We start from the raw sequence: 17,982 nt of genomic DNA on the forward strand, positions 1-17,982 counted from the left end.
TAGTTATGACGAAGCAAACCATGCACAGTGAAGACCTGGTCAAAGTGGCCATCGCAGCACTGGAAGAGATCAAGGCGCAGGACATCACCACCATCGATGTGCGCGAGAAGACCAGCATCACCGATTACATGGTGATCGCCAGCGGTACCTCGAGCCGTCACGTCAAGTCGCTGGTCGACAACGTGCTGGAAAAGACCAAGGAACAGGGCGTGCGGCCGATCGGCAGCGAAGGCCTGGACAGCGGCGAATGGGCACTGCTCGACCTGGGCGATATCGTCGTTCACGTGATGCTGCCGACCGCTCGCCAGTTCTACGACCTCGAGCGTCTGTGGCAGGGTGCCGAGCAGAGCCGCGCGCAGCAAGGCGTCGAGCGCGGGTAAGGTAAGCCGGTCGTGCGTATCAAACTGATCGCTGTCGGCTCGCGCATGCCGCGCTGGGTCGAAGATGGCTGGCAGGAGTATGCCAAGCGCATGCCGTCCGAGCTGTCCCTGGAGCTGGTGGAAATTCCCCTGACCACGCGTGGCAAGAATGCCGACGTGGCGCGGATGATCCGCCAGGAAGGTGAAGCCATGCTGGCCAAGGTGCAGCCCGGGGAACGCATCGTCACCCTGGAAGTCGAAGGGCGACCCTGGAGTACCGAACAGTTGGCGGTCGAACTGGACAAGTGGCGTCTCGATTCACGCACCGTCAACCTCATGGTCGGTGGCCCGGAAGGGCTGGCGCCGGAAGTCCAGGCGCGCAGCGAGCAGCGCTGGTCGCTGTCGCCCCTGACCTTGCCCCACCCGCTGGTACGGATACTGGTCGGCGAACAGATCTATCGTGCCTGGACGGTGTTGTCCGGTCACCCTTATCACAAGTAGTCAGCAGTCCCGATGCCCCAGCCGATTCGCCTAAAAGACCACGAGAAGGACGCGCGCCTCATTCGCAAGCGCGCGCTGGTCGGTGGCGCGGTGTTTCTGGCGCTGACGCTGGTGCTGATCGCCCGCATGTATTACCTGCAGGTGATCCAGTACGAGTATCACTCCACGCTGGCCGAGAACAACCGTATCCACGTGCAGCCGATTCCGCCCAACCGGGGGCTGATCTACGACCGCAACGGGGTGATCATCGCCGATAACCGGCCCAGCTTCAGCCTCAGCCTGACCCGCGAACGGGCGGGTGACTGGGAGCAGGTGCTGGACGTGATCGTCGAGGTGTTGCAGCTCACCCCCGACGATCGCGAGCTGTTCGAACGGCGCGTGCGTCAGGGCCGTCGGCCGTTCGAGCCGGTGCCCGTGCTGTTCGAGCTCAGCGAGGAGCAGATCGCCCGGCTGGCGGTCAATCAGTTCCGCCTGCCCGGTGTCGAGGTGGTGGCGCAACTGGTGCGGCACTATCCGCAGCGCGAGCATTTCGCCCATTCGGTCGGTTACGTGGGGCGTATCAACGAGCGTGAGCTCAAGGAGCTCGACCCGGTCGAGTACAGCGGCACTCACCATATCGGCAAGACCGGCATCGAGCGTTTCTACGAGGACCAGTTGCACGGCAAGGTCGGCTACGAAGAAGTCGAGACCAACGCCCGCGGCCGCGTGCTGCGCGTGCTCAACCGCACCGACCCATTGCCTGGCAAGGATGTGATGCTGACCCTCGACGTGCACTTGCAGGAAGTCGCCGAGCAGGCGCTTGGCGGTCGACGCGGCGCGGTGGTGGCGATCCAGCCGTCCACCGGCGAGGTGCTGGCGATGGTCAGTCAGCCGAGTTTCGACCCCAACCCCTTCGTCACCGGGATCAGCTTCAAGGCTTATGCAGAGCTGCGCGACTCCATCGATCGGCCGCTCTATAACCGTGTGCTGCGTGGTCTGTACCCGCCGGGGTCGACCATCAAGCCGATGGTGGCGGTCGCCGGCCTGGATGCCGGGGTCATTACCCCGACCTCACGGGTGTTCGACCCGGGCTTCTATCAGTTGGCCAACCACAGCCACAAGTACCGCAACTGGAACCGTACCGGCGATGGCTGGGTGGATCTCAACCTGGCGATCATGCGGTCCAACGACACCTACTTCTACGACCTTGCCCACAAGATGGGCATCGATCGCCTGCACGACTACATGACCCGCTTCGGGATTGGTCAGCGGGTGTCTCTGGACATGTTCGAGGAGACCGCCGGCCTGATGCCCTCGCGGGACTGGAAGCGAGCGCGTTATCGTCAGCCCTGGTATCCGGGTGAGACGCTGATCCTCGGCATCGGCCAGGGGTACATGCAGGCCACCCCGTTGCAGTTGGCCCAGGCCACCGCGCTGGTGGCGACCAAGGGCAAGTGGATTCGCCCGCACCTGGCGAGGACCATCGACGGCAGTCTGCCCCATGATCCGGATCCGATTCCTGATATCGTGCTGCGCGATCCCAAGTACTGGGATTACGCGCGTCTCGGCATGGAGGCGGTGATGCACGGTGCACGGGGTACGGCGCGCAAGGTCGGCGATGCCGCGGCCTACCGGATCGCCGGCAAGAGTGGCACGGCGCAGGTCGTGGCCATCAAGCAGGGCGAGAAGTACGACCGCAGCAAGGTGCAGGAACGCCATCGTGACCACGCCCTGTTCGTCGGTTTCGCGCCGGCGGACAATCCGCAGATCGTCGTCGCGGTGATGGTCGAGAACGGTGAGTCCGGCTCCGGCGTCGGCGCGCCCGTGGTCAAGCAGGTGATGGATGCCTGGCTGCTGGACGAAACCGGTAAGCTCAAGGCCGAATACGCCCCGCCCGGTGCCACGGCACCGCTCAACGTAGAGGTGAAGCATCCATGAGCCTGACCGGTAGCTTCGACCGCACGCTTTCCACCGACGACGTTCTGCGTCGCCGTTCCAGCCTGCTGCAGCGTCTGCACATCGACGGCATTCTGTTGCTGCTGCTGTTGCTGCTGGCCACCGGCAGTCTGTTCATCCTCTATTCGGCCAGCGGCAAGAACCTGGATCTGCTGATGAAGCAGGCCAGTTCCTTCGGTATCGGGCTGGTGGCGATGGTAGTGATCGCCCAGTTCGAGCCACGCTTCATGGCCCGCTGGGTACCGCTGGGCTACCTGTGCGGCGTTGGCCTGCTGGTGGTGGTCGACGTCATGGGCCACAACGCCATGGGCGCCACGCGCTGGATCAACATCCCCGGGGTCATCCGCTTCCAGCCGTCGGAATTCATGAAGATCCTGATGCCGGCGACCATGGCCTGGTACCTGTCAAAACGCACGCTGCCGCCGAACCTCAAGCACGTGGCCGTGAGCCTCGGGCTGATCGTCACCCCCTTCGTGCTGATTCTGTTGCAGCCCGACCTCGGCACCTCGCTGCTGATTCTCGCCTCCGGTGCCTTCGTGCTGTTCATCGCCGGGCTGCAGTGGCGCTGGATCGCGGGTGCCGTCGCAGCCATCGCGCCAATTGCCGTGGCCATGTGGTTCTTCGTCATGCATGACTACCAGAAGCGCCGCGTACTGACCTTCATCAACCCGGAGAGCGATCCGCTCGGTGCCGGCTGGAACATCATCCAGTCCAAGGCCGCGATCGGCTCTGGTGGGGTGTTCGGCAAGGGCTGGCTGCTCGGCACTCAGTCGCACCTGGACTTTTTGCCGGAGAGCCATACGGACTTTATCATTGCCGTTCTGGCCGAAGAATTCGGACTGATTGGTGTCTGTCTGTTGCTGCTCTTGTACATTCTGTTGATTGCACGCGGTCTGGTGATTACCGTGCAAGCGCAGACACTGTTCGGTAAGCTGCTCGCCGGTGGTTTGACCATGACCTTCTTCGTCTATGTCTTCATCAATATCGGCATGGTCAGTGGTTTGTTGCCGGTAGTGGGTGTGCCGCTGCCGTTCATCAGTTATGGCGGCACGTCATTGATTACGTTGTTGTCGGGTTTCGGAATTCTGATGTCCATCCACACGCACCGTAAGTGGATCGCTCAGGCTTGATTGGGGTTATGAATTCAATGCAGATTTTGCGTGGCTGGGCCGCACGACATGCACAGTGGCTGGCGGTTGCCGGCCTGTTCGGGGCTCCACAGGCGATGGCTGCCAACGAGTACGCGAATTCGCCGCAAGTCGGCGAATTCATCACCGAGATGACCCGTGACTACGGCTTCGCCAGCGAGCAACTGAGCACGCTGTTCACCGGTGTGGAACGCAAGCAGGCGATTCTCGACGCCATTTCGCGTCCGGCCGAGCGGGTCAAACCGTGGAAGGAATACCGCCCGATCTTCATTACCGACGCACGCATCAGCAAAGGTGTGGCGTTCTGGAACGAGCACGCTGAAGCCCTGTCGCGTGCCGAGAAAGAATACGGCGTGCCTGCCGAGATCATCGTCGCCATCATCGGCGTGGAAACCTCCTACGGTGGCAATACGGGCAATTACCGGGTGATCGACGCGCTGTCGACCCTGGCGTTCGACTACCCGCCACGCGCACCGTTCTTTCGCAAGGAACTGCGCGAGTTCCTCATGCTGACCCGTGAAGAGCAGGTCGACCCGGCCAGCCTGAAAGGCTCCTACGCGGGCGCCATGGGCCTGCCGCAGTTCATGCCGAGCAGCTTCCGCGCCTATGCGGTGGATTTCGACGGTGACGGGCATATCAATATCTGGAGCAACCCGACCGATGCCATCGGCAGCGTTGCCAGCTACTTCAAGCGTCACAACTGGCAGCCGGGCCAACCGGTGGCTAGTCTTGCCACGGTCAAGGGCGATCAGGCCGAGCAGGGCCTGAGTGCCGGCCTCGATCCGGAAAAGAACGTAGGCGAGCTGCGCGCGCTGGGCTGGTCGAGCAATGACGTATTGGCCGATGATCTGCCGGTAACCGCGTTCCGCCTCGAAGGCGCCGAGGGTGCCGAGTACTGGATCGGCCAGCCGAACTTCTATGTCATCACCCGCTACAACCGCAGTGTGATGTACGCCATGGCGGTCAATCAGTTGTCCGAGTTGCTGGTTCAGGCCCGAGGTGCCAATCAATGACGGGTTTGCCGTTCAAGCTGGCTGCGTGCGGCATCCTTGCGCTGATGCTGGCCAGTTGCTCTTCCAGTCGCGCGCCGACAGGCACGTCGCCAGTGCAGGCTTCAAGTGGGGGAATGTCCGGTCCAAGTGATTTCAACCGCCCGCACAAAGACGGCGCGCCCTGGTGGGACGTTGACGTCTCGAAGATTCAGGACGCCATCCCGATGCCGCATTACGGCCCGGTGAAAGCCAGCCCTTACGTGGTGTTCGGCAAGCAGTACTACCCGATCTCCGATGCCCGTCGCTACAAGGCGACGGGCCCGGCTTCCTGGTACGGCACCAAGTTCCACGGTCAGGCCACCGCCAACGGCGAGGCCTACGACCTGTACGGCATGACCGCCGCGCACAAGACCCTGCCACTGCCCAGCTACGTGCGAGTGACCAATCTGGAGAACGGCAAGTCCGTGATCCTGCGGGTCAACGACCGCGGCCCGTTCTATTCCGACCGCATCATCGACCTGTCTTTCGCTGCGGCCAAGAAGCTCGGTTATGCGGAAAAGGGCACCGCCCAGGTGCATGTCGAAGGCATCGACCCGGCGGAATGGTGGGCTCAGCAAGGCCGCCCGGTGCCGATGGTGCTGGCGCAGCCGCAGATGGCCAAGGTCCAGCCCGCACAGGTTGCCCAGTTGCAGGCCGCCAGCGCACCGGTCGAACAGTATTCGCCGCCACCGCAGCAGCATGCCGCCGTCACCGTGCCGGTGCAGATCGACTCAAAAAAAAACGCTTCAGCCGCAGCGTCTGGCCTGTATCTCCAAGTGGGAGCCTTCGCCAATCCCGACGCTGCGGAGCTCCTGAAGGCCAAGTTGAGCGAGTCGGTGAGTGCCCCGGTATTCATCAACTCAGTGGTGCGCAACCAGCAGATACTGCACCGCGTGCGACTGGGCCCGATCAACAGCCAGGGCGAGGCTGACCGAGTGCGAGACAGCATTCGCGTCGCCAACCTCGGGCAAGCGACTCTGGTCAAGGCGGACTGAGGGGCGTAGCCCTTCGACACTGGCAACTAATTGGCCAGCCGCCTGACTAAGCAGTGAATCGCCGCCACCGTGCGGCGATGACAGTTCATATTTGCCCGCAAGGGCCTGTTCGACCATCAGCGATTTAGAGAGACGGATGAAAATCACCAGCTTCGCGCAACACATCTTCCTGTCACTTACGTTGCTCGGCGCCTCCAGCGCTTGGGCCAACCAGGCGCCGCTGCCGGCTCCGCCGCAGCTGGCAGCCAAGTCCTACGTGCTGATGGATGGTGCCAGTGGCAACATCCTGGTCGAGAACAACGGTGACGAGCGCCTGCCGCCAGCCAGCCTGACCAAGCTGATGACCGCCTACATCGCCACCCTGGAAATCCGCAACGGCAAGATCGGCGAGCAGGACATGGTCACCATCAGTGAGCATGCCTGGCGTACCGGTGGTGCCGCTTCCGGTGGTTCCACCATGTTCCTGCCGGTGAACAGTCAGGCCACGGTCGACGACCTGCTGCATGGCATCATCATTCAGTCCGGCAACGACGCCAGCATCGCCATCGCCGAGCACATCGCCGGTAGTGAAGACGCCTTCGCGGACATGATGAATGCCACCGCCGAACGCCTGGGCATGAAGAACAGCCACTTCATGAACGCCACCGGCCTGCCGCACCCGGAGCACTACTCCAGTGCCCATGACATGGCCATCCTGGCGCGCGCCATCATCAATGAAGATGCCGAGCACTATGCGATCTACTCGCAGAAAGAGTTTCTCTGGAACAACATCAAGCAGCCCAATCGCAACCTGCTACTGTGGCGCGACCGTACCGTCGATGGCCTGAAGACCGGCCACACCAACGAAGCTGGCTTCTGCCTGGTAGCTTCGGCCGTGCGCGATGGTGCGCGGATGATCACATCGGTATTCGGTACCGACAGCGAACGTGCTCGTGCCGCTGAAACCCAGAAGCTGCTGACCTATGGTTTCCGCTTCTTCGAAACCCGCACCTTCTATCAGAAGGGCACCGAGCTGGCCCAGGCCCAGGTCTGGAAAGGCCAGACCTCTCAGGTCAAGGCTGGTCTGGCTCAGGATCTGACCCTGACCCTGCCCAAGGGCCAGCTTGAGAAGCTGCAGGCCAGCATGACCCTCAACCCGCAGATCACCGCTCCGATCGCTCAGGGCGACGTGATCGGCAAGGTCGAGGTGAAGATGGGTGACCAAGTGGTGCACAGCGCCGATCTGGTGGCGTTGGAAGCCGTCGAGGAAGGTGGCTTCTTCCGCAGCCTGTGGGATAGCATTCGACTGTTCTTCTACGGGTTGTTTAACTGACGGCTCGCCCCCATGTTGCGATGAACGCCCTCGATCCGAGGGCGTTTCATTTTGGATCAGTGAACATCATGACCGATACCGACGTACAAGCTCCGAAAATCGAATTCCCCTGCCCGAACTACCCGATCAAGGTGATCGGCGAGGCCGGTGACGGCTTCACCGACATGGTGATCGAGGTCATCCAGCGCCATGCGCCGGATTTCGATGCTGGCACTCTGGTCACACGGGACAGCCGCAACGGCCGCTTCCTGTCCGTGCAGGTGCTGATCACCGCTACCGGCGTCGAGCAGCTGCAGTCTATCCATGTAGACCTGCGCGCCACCGGCCGCGTGCAAATGGTGCTGTAGTGGCGGCAGCCGACCTTATCGTGCGTCATCTCGGGGTGGTGGATTACCTGCCTACCCTGGAAGCGATGCGCACCCTGACTGCCGAGCGCGACGATGCCACGCCGGACGAGATCTGGCTGCTGCAGCATCCGCAGGTGTTTACCCAGGGGCAGGCGGGCAAGCCCGAGCATCTGCTGGCGCCTGGTGACATTCCGGTGATCCAGGTAGAGCGCGGTGGGCAGGTGACCTATCACGGGCCAGGCCAACTGGTGGCCTACCTGATGCTGGATCTGCGTCGTCTGGACCTGGGCGTGCGTGAGTTGGTCAGTGCCATGGAGCAGGCGCTGGTCGACGTTTTGGCGAGCTACGGCGTCGAGGCGGCGCCAAAGGCAGATGCGCCGGGTGTCTACGTCAATGGCGACAAGATCGCTTCGCTGGGGCTGCGTGTGCGCCGTGGCTGCTCATTTCACGGCCTGGCGCTCAACGTCGATATGGACATGCGCCCGTTCCAGCGCATCAACCCGTGCGGCTATGCAGGCTTGAAGATGACGCAACTGAGGGATCAGTTGGGCACGCCGCCGACTTTCGGCGAGGTCGCCGAGCGTCTCGAGCAGGCTCTTCGTCAGCGCCTGGGGTATGGGGGTTAACAGGCGGCTTTTGCTCTAGCGCAGCTGTCGTGGATCGATTTGCCTGGGTATCGCTGCGCTCAACGCCAGGCCATGGACGATTGAGCGTGGCGATAGCCGGGTGATCAGTTGACGTTCAGCGCCGGAATCAGGCTGGTGTCGACCTGTTGGCCAGGCACCGGTACTGGTGCTGCCAGGCCCAGGTTGTTCTTCTCGAACACCTTGTCCGCCCGATAGCTGGAACGCACCAGAGGGCCTGCCGCCACTTCCATGAAGCCCATCTGCAGGCCGATCTCGCGGAAGCGGTTGAATTCGTCCGGGCTGACCCAGCGTTTTACGGGCAGGTGATTGCGGGTGGGTTGCAGGTACTGGCCAAGGGTGAGGATATCCACACCCACGGCGCGCATGTCCTGCATCGCCTCGAACACTTCGTCGTCGGTCTCGCCCAGGCCGAGCATCAGGCTGGTTTTGGTGAGCACGTCCGGACGATGGCGCTTGGCGTGGGCCAGCACGTCGAGGGTCTTGCGGTAACCGGCGCGGGGGTCGCGTACTTCACGGGTCAGTCGATTGACCGTCTCGACGTTCTGGGCGAACACTTCGAGGCCGGAGTCCACCACGCGCTCGATGGAGGGCAGGTCGCCGTCGAAATCGGGGGTCAGCGCTTCCACCACCACTTGCGGTGTGTTGGCCTTGATCGCCTGTACGCAGGCGGCGTAGTGCGCGGCACCACCATCTGGCAGGTCATCGCGATCCACCGAGGTCAGCACGATATAACGCAATGCCATCAGCTCCACCGACTTGGCGGTATTCTGTGGCTCTTCCTTGTCCAGCCAGCCATTCGGGTTACCGGTGTCCACCGCACAGAAGCGGCAGGCGCGGGTGCAGACCGAGCCCATCAGCATGATCGTCGCCGTACCGTTGGACCAGCACTCACCCATGTTCGGGCAGTGGGATTCCTGGCAGACGGTGCTCAGGCGGTGCTCGCCGACGTTGCGCTTGACCGCTTCGAAACGGCTGCCGCCCGGCGCCTTGACCCGCAACCAGCTCGGCTTGGGCTCATAGACCTTGGCTTCAGTCGAGGCGCGGCGCTTCTGGCCGTCCTTGATCGCGGTAATACCCTGTGCAGTACGGAATTTGTCGCCGCTGGCAACGGGTTTGGTCGGGGCAGTATCGGACATCGAAAATCTCGGCTCCGGTAGGGGCTGCGGTGGCGGATGGGCAGCTTTTGGCTGCCGCAAAGTGTATCACACACCGCTGCGGCGAGCGCCTGACCGTCCGCTCCGTTACCGGCCCCGGCCCCCTCGATCAGGATGTTGGCAGCTTGGCGATGACCTTGATCTCGAACTGGAAGCCATACAGCCAAGTCACGCCCACGCAGGTGATGTTCGGATGCGGTGCCTCGCCCCAGTATTCTGGAACGACCTCCCAGATGGTCTCGAAGCGTTCTTCGGGATTGACGATGAACACCGTCACATCGACGACGTCATCGAAAGTGCAGTCGGCCGCTTCGAGAACCGCGTTGAGGTTCTCGAAGGCCAGGCGAACCTGAGCTTTCAGATCCGGCTCGGGGGAGCCATCGGGGCGGCTGCCAACCTGGCCGGATACGAACAGCAAACCATTGGAGCGCACGGCGGGTGAATAGCGGTTGCGTTCATAAAGGGCCTGACGGCCGGCGGGGAAAACCACGTCGCGAGTAGTCATGTCGTCTCCTGTGGGCAATCGCCCCGTTGAAGTGATGGGTTCACTCTAGGCATGCTGCTGCGCTGGATAAACCCGCCAGTTCGATCAACACTGTTTGGCAAACCCAAACAATCAGCGGTGGCAGAGTGGATCGATTCGACGCGATGAGGGCCTTCGCACGGGTAGTGGAGGCCGGTAGCTTCACCAAGGCGGCCGATACGCTGCACATGAGCAAGACCAGTGTCACGCAGTTGGTGCAGCAGCTCGAGGCGCGGCTGCGGGTGCGGCTGCTGAACCGTACGACGCGCAAGGTCAACGTCACTGCCGATGGCGCCGCCTATTACGAGCGGGTGGTGCGCCTGCTGGCCGATATGGACGACGCCGAAACCAGTCTCTCGGATGCCACCAGCATGCCGCGCGGGCGGCTGCGGGTGGATGTGCCCAGCCCGTTCGCGCGGATGATTCTGGTGCCGGCATTGCCGGCCTTCCATGCGCGTTATCCAGATATCCAGCTCGATCTCGGGGCGAGCGACCGTCTCGTCGATCTGCTGGGCGAGAACGTCGATTGCGTGATCCGCGGCGGCGAGATCACCGACCAGTCACTGATGGCGCGCCGCATCGGCGACCTGCAGTCGGGAGTGTATGCCGCTCCCAGTTACCTGCAGCGATATGGCACGCCCCAGCACCCGCAGCAACTCGCCGGTAGCCACCACCGTATCGTCGGTTTCAAGCGGGCGCGGGCCGGCAGGCTGTTCTCCTACCGGATGCACCGCGAGGGTGAAAGCGTCGACGTGGAAGGCCGTTACGTACTGGCGCTCGACGATGGTAACGCCTACCTGGCTGCCGGGTTGGCGGGGCTGGGCGTACTTTGGCTGCCGAACTACATGTCGCGCGAGCATGTGCAGCGCGGCGAGCTGGTCGCCGTTTTCGAGGGCTGGCAGTTCGAGCCGATGCCGATGTACATCGCCTATCCGCCGAACCGTCACGTCAGTGCCAAGTTGCGGGTGTTCATGGATTGGGTCGTCGAACTGATGGCGCTGCATGCCCCGGTCATCGACCGAAGTGGGCGCGCTGATCCTTTGCGTTAAACTGCGCGCTTCGCTTTCTCGATGGCCTCGCTGCATGTCCCGACCTTCTCGCCCTGCGTCCCGTCCGTATCGTGTGCCCAAGGCACCGCCTGCCGAGTCGCGCCTGATCGTGCTGAACAAGCCATTCGACGTGCTCACCCAGTTCAATGACGATCAGGGGCGCGCCACGCTCAAGGACTTCGTCGCGGTGCCGGGTGTGTATCCGGCTGGCCGTTTGGACCGCGACAGTGAAGGGTTGCTGCTGCTCACCAACGATGGTCAGTTGCAAGCGCGGATCGCCGATCCCCGGCACAAACTGGCCAAGACCTATTGGGTGCAGGTCGAAGGCGAGCCCAGTGCCGAGCAGTTACAGCAACTGCAAGCGGGTGTGCAGCTCAACGATGGGCCGACCCTGCCAGCCGACGCCCGTCTGCTCGATGAGCCTGAGTTGTGGCCGCGCAACCCGCCGGTGCGCTTTCGCAAAAGCGTACCGACTGCCTGGCTGGAGCTGGTGATCCGAGAAGGGCGCAACCGTCAGGTACGGCGCATGACCGCTGCCGTGGGGTTACCCACCCTGCGTCTGGTGCGCGTGCGTATCGGCCCCTGGTCGCTGGAGGGTTTGCAGCCGGGCGAATGGCGGGAAGTGCCGGCGACGCTCACGCACTAGACCTCTGTCAGCCATCGTATCCGGCCCTGATGACGCTGATGCCCTTGATCAGTACCTCGCGCCAGCCCTGCAGGGTTGCCGTGTCAGCCTGTCTGTCATGCTCCATGATGGTCTTGAGCAGCGACTCCAGCCACAGATCGTAAAGCTCCGGGCGGATGTCCATGGCTGCCCGCGCATGGGTGCAGCCCAGGGCGCGCAATTTGCTGTCGGGCATGCCGCGGGCGTGCATCACCAGGTTGAGAATGCCCTGTCGCAGGAGCAGCTTCTGCGCTGCCATGTCGGTATTGACGAATTTCTCGCGAATCGCCGGCGAACTGTCGAGGAAGTATCGGTAGAAATCGTCGAAAAAGGCGGGGCTGGCACAGCAGCGTCCGTAACTCTGCATGACGCGATCTGTAGCGTTCATGTGTTTCTCCATGGGGGCGAGGCAGTAAGCGGTGTGGCGGCGTGCGCCTAGTTCCTGAGCGTGTGGGTAGTGGTGCATTCTTGCTGGTGCGCCGATGGGGCTTCGTCAACGTCCAGGCCGCCGATCAGCAGGGGCATCATCCGTTCTTCGAAAGCTTCCGATTCCATCGCGGCCTTGTCGCCGTGGGCGCAGGCGAGCCGTACCGCGGGCTGTCCTAGGCACAAAAAGCGTGTGGATATTACACGCTGGCAGGCCGCGATGCGTAGTTCCCTATTGGTCGTAGGGTTTTTAGCTGCGCAAGTGCTGGAGCGGCAGTTGGGTACTGGACAGGATCTGCTGCAGCACGAAGCTCGAGCGCACGCTGGAAACGCCATCGATGCGCGTCAGGGTGCCGAGCAGCAGCTTCTGGTAATGATCCATGTCGGGTACCACCACCTTGAGCTGGTAATCGGCGTCCATTCCGGTGACCAGACAGCATTCCAGCACTTCAGGGCACTTGCGGATTTCTTCCTGGAAGTGCTCGAAACGCTCGGGCGTGTGGCGGTCCATGCCGATCAGCACGTAGGCGGTCAGGCTCAGGCCAAGTTTCTTGCGATCGAGCAGGGCGACCTGCTGCACGATGTAGCCGTCATCCTCCAACTGTTTGACCCGTCGCGAGCAGGGGGAGGGGGAGAGGCCGATACGTTCGGCCAGGTCCTGATTGGACAGGGTCGCATCGCGTTGCAGTTCGGCAAGAATGTTCAGGTCGTAGCGGTCGAGTTTGTTCATGGTCAGGCTTATTTGTCGTTTGATTGCGCTAGATATTGATCGATTAACGCAAAATTGCGCAAGTGATGCTTATGCGAGCAATATTTGCAATTTATGGTCGTGCTGTCGGGCGTAAGCTTTATCTCAGTTTCAAGGCCCGGACGACACGTCCACCCGGCTCGCCCAATCAGGAGAGCTGGCGCCGCCGACCCCACCGGGTCGTCACGGCACCCGGGTCCGCACTGCCCAACCAGGCGGGCGAGGAAAGCGGCGACAGAATTGCCAGCACAGGACATCTACGAAAGGGGAGGCCGAGAGGTCTCCCCTTTCTTCTTCGCGTGTCTCAATGACCGCCGCAGCACTTCTCCCAGTGTTTCTTTTTCGATGTCTGGCCGATGCCCGGGTTGAAGGCGTTGGTCGGATCCAGCTCGCGGTAGAAATCCGCCAGCGCTGGCTTGGCGATATACAGGTGACCGACGTTGTGCTCGGCCGGGTACTCGGCACGGCGTTCATCGAGGAGCGTCCACATGGCGTGCTCCATGGCGATCGGGTCGACGCCCTTCTTGACGATGTAATCCTGATGGAACACGTGGCAGAAGAAGTGCCCGTAGTAGAGCTTGTGGATGATCTGCCCTTGCATCGCTGCCGGCAGCGTCTCGACCCAGTCACGGTCATTGCGACGCAGGGCGATATCCAGGGCGAGGATGTCTTCGACGCTGCTGCGGTGCGCCTCGCGGTAGCGGATCGCCGCGCCAGCGATGGCGAAGCGGTGCAGGAATGCCTTGCGGCCCTCGTCGGCGTCGCATTCGAAAAAGGCACCGCTGCGGCGTTGCCCGAAGTATTCGCTCAGAAAGGCGCGGGTCTGCTCCAGGCTGTCGTTGGCAACTCGGACGAGCAGGTGATGCTCATAGCGGTCGCGGTATTGGCGCATGCGCAGTGGCAGGTGGCTGGGCAGCAGATTCATCAGCAGCTGAATCGCCCGGTCACTGATGCCTCGTAGGCCGAAGCGCTCGAAGAAGCCATCGACACGGCTCTTCAGCGCGAAGGCCGCAGGGACCTTGGCAGTGCCGAACCTGTCGATGAGCAGAAAGGTGTCCTTGCCATACTTTTCGCCGATGTCGAAGGCGGTGCGGTGGATGTACTCGCCGGCAATGGGCAGGCTTGGCAGCTGGCTGAGCAGGTGGCGGCGTATCTCTGTGAGGTCGTGCGGGTCGTTGCTGCCGATATAGAAGACGGTGCTCGGCTCCTTGGCGAAGGTATCCAGGCGCACGGCGAACAGGCACAGCTTGCCGGCCGAGCCGGAGGCCTCGAACAGTCGTGAGGGGTCGGCATTGAAGCGTGCCGGTGTATCGGCGTCGACGTCGCGTACGTAGTCGCCATAGCTGCCGTCGGAGGCCCTGCCGGTACCGTCATTGCTGACCTGAAACGGGCTGTAGTCGCCACGTTGCAGGCGGGTGAGGATTTCCTCGGGGCTGTTGCCCAGGTCGATGCCCAGGTGATTGATCAGCGCCAGCGTACCGTCTTCCATCACCTGTGCGTACAGTGCCAGTTCGGTGTAGGCCGGGCCGCGGCGGACCAGCGAGCCTCCCGAGTTGTTGCACACGCCACCCAGAACCGAAGCGCCGATGCACGAGGAGCCGATCACCGAGTGGGGCTCGCGGCCAAGCGGTGCCAGTGCCTGCTCCAGGCGATCCAATGTGGCGCCGGGCAGGCAGACCACCTGCTCGCCGTCATTGATCAGCTGCACACCGGTTATGCGCAGGGTGCTGATCAGTACGATCTCGCGATCGTAGTCGTTGCCATCCGGTGTCGAGCCTCCGGTCAGGCCCGTGTTGGCCGCCTGCATGATGACGATGCGATTGGCGGCGACCGCCGCCTGCAGGACCCGCCACTGCTCCAGCAGCGTGCCCGGCCGGACCACGGCCAGCACGCTGCCGTCGCCAGTGCGATGGCCCTTGCGAAAGCGCCGGGTGCTTTGCTCGTCGGTGAGTACATGCTCGCTGCCCACCGTTTCACGCAGAGTCGCCAGCAGGGTGTCTCGGCTGATCGATGGCATTGCTCAGCGCTCCCGAACCAGTGACTCGGCGCTGATCTGCGCAATCGATCTGGCACCGGTCAGCACCATGGCCACGCGCATTTCTTTCTCGATCAGGTTCAGCAGGTTGCTCACACCCGCGCCGCCAGCGGCAGCCAATGCATAGACGAAGGCGCGGCCAAGCATCACGGTATCGGCGCCCAGGGCGATCATGCGCACCACGTCCAGGCCGCTGCGAATGCCCGAGTCGGCGAGGATCTTCAGATCGCCCTTCACCGCGTCGGCGATGGCCGGCAAGGCGCGGGCGCTGGACAGCACACCATCGAGCTGGCGACCGCCGTGGTTGGAGACGACGATGCCGTCGGCGCCGAACTTGACTGCATCGCGCGCATCTTCCGGGTCAAGAATGCCCTTGATCACCATCGGGCCGTCCCAGAACTCACGGATCCACTCCAGGTCCTTCCAGGAAATCGACGGGTCGAAGTTGGCACCCAGCCAGCCGATGTAATCGGCCAGGCCGGTGGGGCTGCCCCGGTAGGCGGAAATGTTGCCCAGGTCGTGGGGCTTGCCCAGCAGGCCGACGTCCAGCGCCCAGGCGGGATGAGTGAAGGCTTGCAGCATCCGGCGCACGGCCGCGTTGGCGCCGCTCATGCCCGAGTGGGCGTCGCGGTAGCGCGCACCCGGTGTCGGCATGTCGACGGTGAATACCAGGGTGGTGACGCCGGCGGCCTTGGCGCGCTCAAGGGCGTTCTTCATGAAGCCGCGGTCTTTCAATACGTACAACTGAAACCACATGGGGCGGTTGATCGCTGGTGCCACTTCCTCGATCGGGCACACCGACACGGTGGAGAGCGTGAAGGGAATGCCCTTGTCGGCTGCCGCTTTGGCTGCCTGCACTTCACCACGGCGGGCGTACATGCCGGTCAGCCCGACGGGGGCCAGGACTACCGGCATCGACAATGTCTCACCGAATAGCTGGGTTTCCAGGCTCAGCTCGGACATGTTCTTCAGCACGCGCTGGCGCAGGGCGATGCTGGCGAGGTCCTCGACGTTGCGCCGCAGCGTGTACTCGGCATAGGCGCCGCCGTCGATGTAGTGGAACAGGAATGGCGGCAGGCGTCGCTGGGCAGCGGCGCGATAATCGGTGGAGGCAGAAATGATCATGGGCTTGATTCCGTATCTGGGCTGACGCGTCAACCTGTTGTCAGCGCCAAGGCCCTGGCTCTGCCGAGGGCTTTGGAGTTGTTGCGCTGTGTTCGGTGGATCTATCGTTTTGCTGAGTTCCAGAGGATAGGGCAGCACGCCATGTGCTGCCCTGTGCGCGACTCAGTGGACGATCATGCCGGTCAGCCAGTAGGCCTGAGCCAGTGTGATCAGGCCGACGAAGGTGGCGAAGATCAGGCTGTGCTTGAGGGTGAAGCGGAACAGATCGGACTCCTTGCCGACCATGCCGGTCGCAGCGCAAGCCACGGCGATGGACTGCGGCGAGATCATCTTGCCGGTCACGCCACCGCTGGTATTGGCAGCCACCAGCAGGGTGTCGCTGACGCCGATCTGGTGCGCCGTGGTGGCTTGCAGCGAGCCGAACAAGGCGTTGGAGGACGTGTCCGAGCCGGTCAGGAACACCCCCAGCCAGCCGAGGAAGGGCGAGAAGAACGGGAATGCCGCACCGGTGCCGGCAAGTACCAGCGCCATGGTGGTCGACATGCCCGAATAGTTGGTGACGAACGCGAACGCCAGCACCATGCCGATGGACAGGATAGGCCAGCGCAACTCGTAGAAAGTTTCTTTCAGTGTGGTAAGACCAATTCTGAAATTGATCTTCAACACCAGCATCGATAGCACCGCCGACAGGAAGATGGCCGTACCGGTAGCCGACACCGGATCGAGCTTGAACACCGCCGCGATGGGGGTTGGATTGGCAACGATCGGGGCGACCTTGATCACCAGTTGATCCAGGTACGGGATTGGCAGCATGAACACCAGGTTGTCCAGCGCGCCACCTGGGGCGAACAGTGCCTTGAAGGGTTTCAGGGTCCACACCGTGACCATGGCGGTGAGGATCAGGAAGGGCGACCAGGCCTTGAGGATCTCGCCCAGGCTGTAGGGCGATGGCGTGGTGCTGCGTACGCCGCCGAACCCGCCAGCCACTGCTGCACCACCGGAAACGCCAGCGATCTGGCTGGCGGCGGCCCGCTTGGGCTGCCAGACCTTGAGGAACAGGGTCAGGCACACCAGGCTGACCAGTGCCGAGGTGATGTCCGGCAGTTCAGGGCCGATGTAGTTGGAGGTGTAGTACTGGGTGATGGCGAAGCTCACGCCAGCGACCAGCGCCGCCGGCCAGGTTTCCCTGATGCCTTTCCAGCCATCCATCATCGCCACCAGCCAGAACGGCACGATGATCGACAGCAGTGGCAGTTGGCGACCGGTCATGGCGCCGATCTTGAAGGCGTCGATGCCGGTGACCTGGCCAGCGACGATGATCGGAATGCCCAGGGCGCCAAAGGCCACCGGTGCGGTATTGGCGATCAGGCACAAGCCAGCGGCGTAGAGCGGGTTGAAGCCCAGGCCGACCAGTAGGGCAGCGGTGATGGCCACCGGTGCGCCGAAGCCGGCGGCACCTTCGAGGAATGCACCGAAGGAGAACCCGATCAGCAGCACCTGCAGACGCTGGTCGTCGGTGATCGACAATACCGAGCTGCGGATGACTTCGAACTGGCCGCTCTTGACCGTCAGTTTGTACAGGAACACGGCAGCGACGATGATCCAGGCGATGGGCCAGAGGCCGTAGGCGAAGCCGTAAGCGGCAGCGGCCAGGGCCTTGTCTACCGGCATGCCGAATGCGGCGATGGCGATGATCACCGAGAGTCCCAGGGTGATGCTGCCCGCCACGTGGCCCTTCATGCGGAAGACGGCCAGGGCGAGAAAAAAGAAAATGATCGGAACGACCGCCGCCAGCGCGGACAGGCCGAGGCTGCCGAGCGGGGTGTACAACTGTTGCCATGTTTGCATGGTGAAGGCTCGCTGATTGTTGTTGGTATCGCCGGGTCGCAAGCTGCCATTGGTTATCGGTGACGGCAGGTGTGGCGCTGCAACCGGATCGTTATTATTGGTAAGACCAATTTACAAAAGAGGCGAGCCAGGATA

At 62.7% G+C, this 17,982-nt stretch carries 19 protein-coding genes; 12 read left to right on the forward strand and 7 right to left on the reverse strand.

Features of this window, described 5'->3' with window-relative positions; translation table 11 throughout:
• Window positions 1-20 precede the first annotated feature (20 nt).
• From rsfS to lipB, 9 genes are all read left to right on the forward strand, one after another.
• Window positions 21-380: a ribosome silencing factor gene (gene rsfS / locus FHR27_RS25915; protein ID WP_179540166.1), complete on the forward strand. Its 360-nt coding sequence runs from the start codon at window positions 21-23 to the stop codon at window positions 378-380.
• 12 nt (window positions 381-392) lie between these two features.
• The gene (gene rlmH, locus FHR27_RS25920; RefSeq protein WP_042554860.1) at window positions 393-860 is read left to right on the forward strand and encodes a 23S rRNA (pseudouridine(1915)-N(3))-methyltransferase RlmH; all 468 of its coding nucleotides are present in this window, start codon (window positions 393-395) and stop codon (window positions 858-860) included.
• A gap of 12 nt (window positions 861-872) precedes the next feature.
• Complete coding sequence (gene mrdA, locus FHR27_RS25925) at window positions 873-2,777, forward strand: penicillin-binding protein 2 (RefSeq protein ID WP_179539939.1); 1,905 nt, start codon at window positions 873-875, stop codon at window positions 2,775-2,777.
• A 2-nt stretch (window positions 2,778-2,779) separates the two neighbouring features.
• Complete coding sequence (gene rodA, locus FHR27_RS25930) at window positions 2,780-3,925, forward strand: rod shape-determining protein RodA (RefSeq protein WP_156152742.1); 1,146 nt, start codon at window positions 2,780-2,782, stop codon at window positions 3,923-3,925.
• A 17-nt stretch (window positions 3,926-3,942) separates the two neighbouring features.
• Window positions 3,943-4,956, forward strand: coding sequence for a lytic murein transglycosylase B (gene mltB / locus FHR27_RS25935; protein ID WP_179539940.1), 1,014 nt, complete (start codon window positions 3,943-3,945; stop codon window positions 4,954-4,956).
• A complete protein-coding gene (locus FHR27_RS25940) occupies window positions 4,953-5,969 on the forward strand; it encodes a septal ring lytic transglycosylase RlpA family protein (RefSeq protein WP_042554863.1) in 1,017 nt (338 codons plus the stop codon). The genes mltB and FHR27_RS25940 overlap by 4 nt, the downstream gene beginning before the upstream one ends.
• Window positions 5,970-6,105: 136 nt before the next feature.
• On the forward strand, window positions 6,106-7,281 hold the full coding sequence (locus FHR27_RS25945) for a D-alanyl-D-alanine carboxypeptidase family protein (RefSeq protein WP_179539941.1): 1,176 nt from the start codon (window positions 6,106-6,108) through the stop codon (window positions 7,279-7,281).
• Between the two features lie 68 nt (window positions 7,282-7,349).
• On the forward strand, window positions 7,350-7,628 hold the full coding sequence (locus FHR27_RS25950) for a DUF493 domain-containing protein (protein ID WP_179539942.1): 279 nt from the start codon (window positions 7,350-7,352) through the stop codon (window positions 7,626-7,628).
• A complete protein-coding gene (gene lipB, locus FHR27_RS25955; protein WP_179539943.1) occupies window positions 7,628-8,254 on the forward strand; it encodes a lipoyl(octanoyl) transferase LipB in 627 nt (208 codons plus the stop codon). The genes FHR27_RS25950 and lipB overlap by 1 nt, the downstream gene beginning before the upstream one ends.
• A gap of 104 nt (window positions 8,255-8,358) precedes the next feature.
• Here lipB and lipA read toward each other — a convergent pair whose 3' ends face one another.
• Window positions 8,359-9,411, reverse strand: coding sequence for a lipoyl synthase (gene lipA, locus FHR27_RS25960; protein ID WP_042554867.1), 1,053 nt, complete (start codon window positions 9,409-9,411; stop codon window positions 8,359-8,361).
• Window positions 9,412-9,538: 127 nt separating this feature from the next.
• Window positions 9,539-9,934, reverse strand: coding sequence for a RidA family protein (locus tag FHR27_RS25965; protein WP_179539944.1), 396 nt, complete (start codon window positions 9,932-9,934; stop codon window positions 9,539-9,541).
• Between the two features lie 125 nt (window positions 9,935-10,059).
• Between FHR27_RS25965 and FHR27_RS25970 the strand changes: the two genes are divergently transcribed.
• Together FHR27_RS25970 and FHR27_RS25975 are read left to right on the forward strand one after the other, a co-directional pair.
• Window positions 10,060-11,001 carry a LysR family transcriptional regulator gene (locus tag FHR27_RS25970; RefSeq protein WP_179539945.1) on the forward strand — a complete coding sequence of 314 codons (942 nt, stop codon included), beginning with the start codon at window positions 10,060-10,062 and terminating at the stop codon, window positions 10,999-11,001.
• A 34-nt stretch (window positions 11,002-11,035) separates the two neighbouring features.
• Window positions 11,036-11,647 carry a pseudouridine synthase gene (locus FHR27_RS25975; protein ID WP_042554870.1) on the forward strand — a complete coding sequence of 204 codons (612 nt, stop codon included), beginning with the start codon at window positions 11,036-11,038 and terminating at the stop codon, window positions 11,645-11,647.
• Window positions 11,648-11,654: 7 nt separating this feature from the next.
• On the opposite strand, the gene FHR27_RS25980 is transcribed toward FHR27_RS25975, so the two are convergent.
• Window positions 11,655-12,053 (reverse strand): globin, encoded by a 399-nt coding sequence (locus tag FHR27_RS25980; RefSeq protein ID WP_042554871.1) that lies wholly within the window; start codon window positions 12,051-12,053, stop codon window positions 11,655-11,657.
• 41 nt (window positions 12,054-12,094) lie between these two features.
• On the opposite strand from FHR27_RS25980, the gene FHR27_RS25985 reads away from it, so the two are divergent.
• Window positions 12,095-12,271, forward strand: coding sequence for a hypothetical protein (locus FHR27_RS25985; protein WP_179539946.1), 177 nt, complete (start codon window positions 12,095-12,097; stop codon window positions 12,269-12,271).
• A 70-nt stretch (window positions 12,272-12,341) separates the two neighbouring features.
• Here FHR27_RS25985 and FHR27_RS25990 read toward each other — a convergent pair whose 3' ends face one another.
• The 4 genes from FHR27_RS25990 to FHR27_RS26005 form a co-directional block, all read right to left on the reverse strand.
• On the reverse strand, window positions 12,342-12,821 hold the full coding sequence (locus FHR27_RS25990; protein WP_042554872.1) for an Lrp/AsnC family transcriptional regulator: 480 nt from the start codon (window positions 12,819-12,821) through the stop codon (window positions 12,342-12,344).
• A 322-nt stretch (window positions 12,822-13,143) separates the two neighbouring features.
• Window positions 13,144-14,856, reverse strand: coding sequence for a D-lactate dehydrogenase (gene dld / locus FHR27_RS25995; RefSeq protein WP_179539947.1), 1,713 nt, complete (start codon window positions 14,854-14,856; stop codon window positions 13,144-13,146).
• A gap of 3 nt (window positions 14,857-14,859) precedes the next feature.
• Window positions 14,860-15,999, reverse strand: a complete 1,140-nt coding sequence (gene lldD, locus FHR27_RS26000) for an FMN-dependent L-lactate dehydrogenase LldD (RefSeq protein ID WP_179539948.1) — start codon at window positions 15,997-15,999, stop codon at window positions 14,860-14,862.
• A gap of 162 nt (window positions 16,000-16,161) precedes the next feature.
• Window positions 16,162-17,847: a lactate permease LctP family transporter gene (locus FHR27_RS26005; protein WP_179539949.1), complete on the reverse strand. Its 1,686-nt coding sequence runs from the start codon at window positions 17,845-17,847 to the stop codon at window positions 16,162-16,164.
• Between the last annotated feature and the right edge of the window lie 135 nt (window positions 17,848-17,982).

Source organism: Pseudomonas flavescens (genome assembly GCF_013408425.1).
GTDB classification, from domain to species: Bacteria; Pseudomonadota; Gammaproteobacteria; order Pseudomonadales; family Pseudomonadaceae; genus Aquipseudomonas; species Aquipseudomonas fulva_A.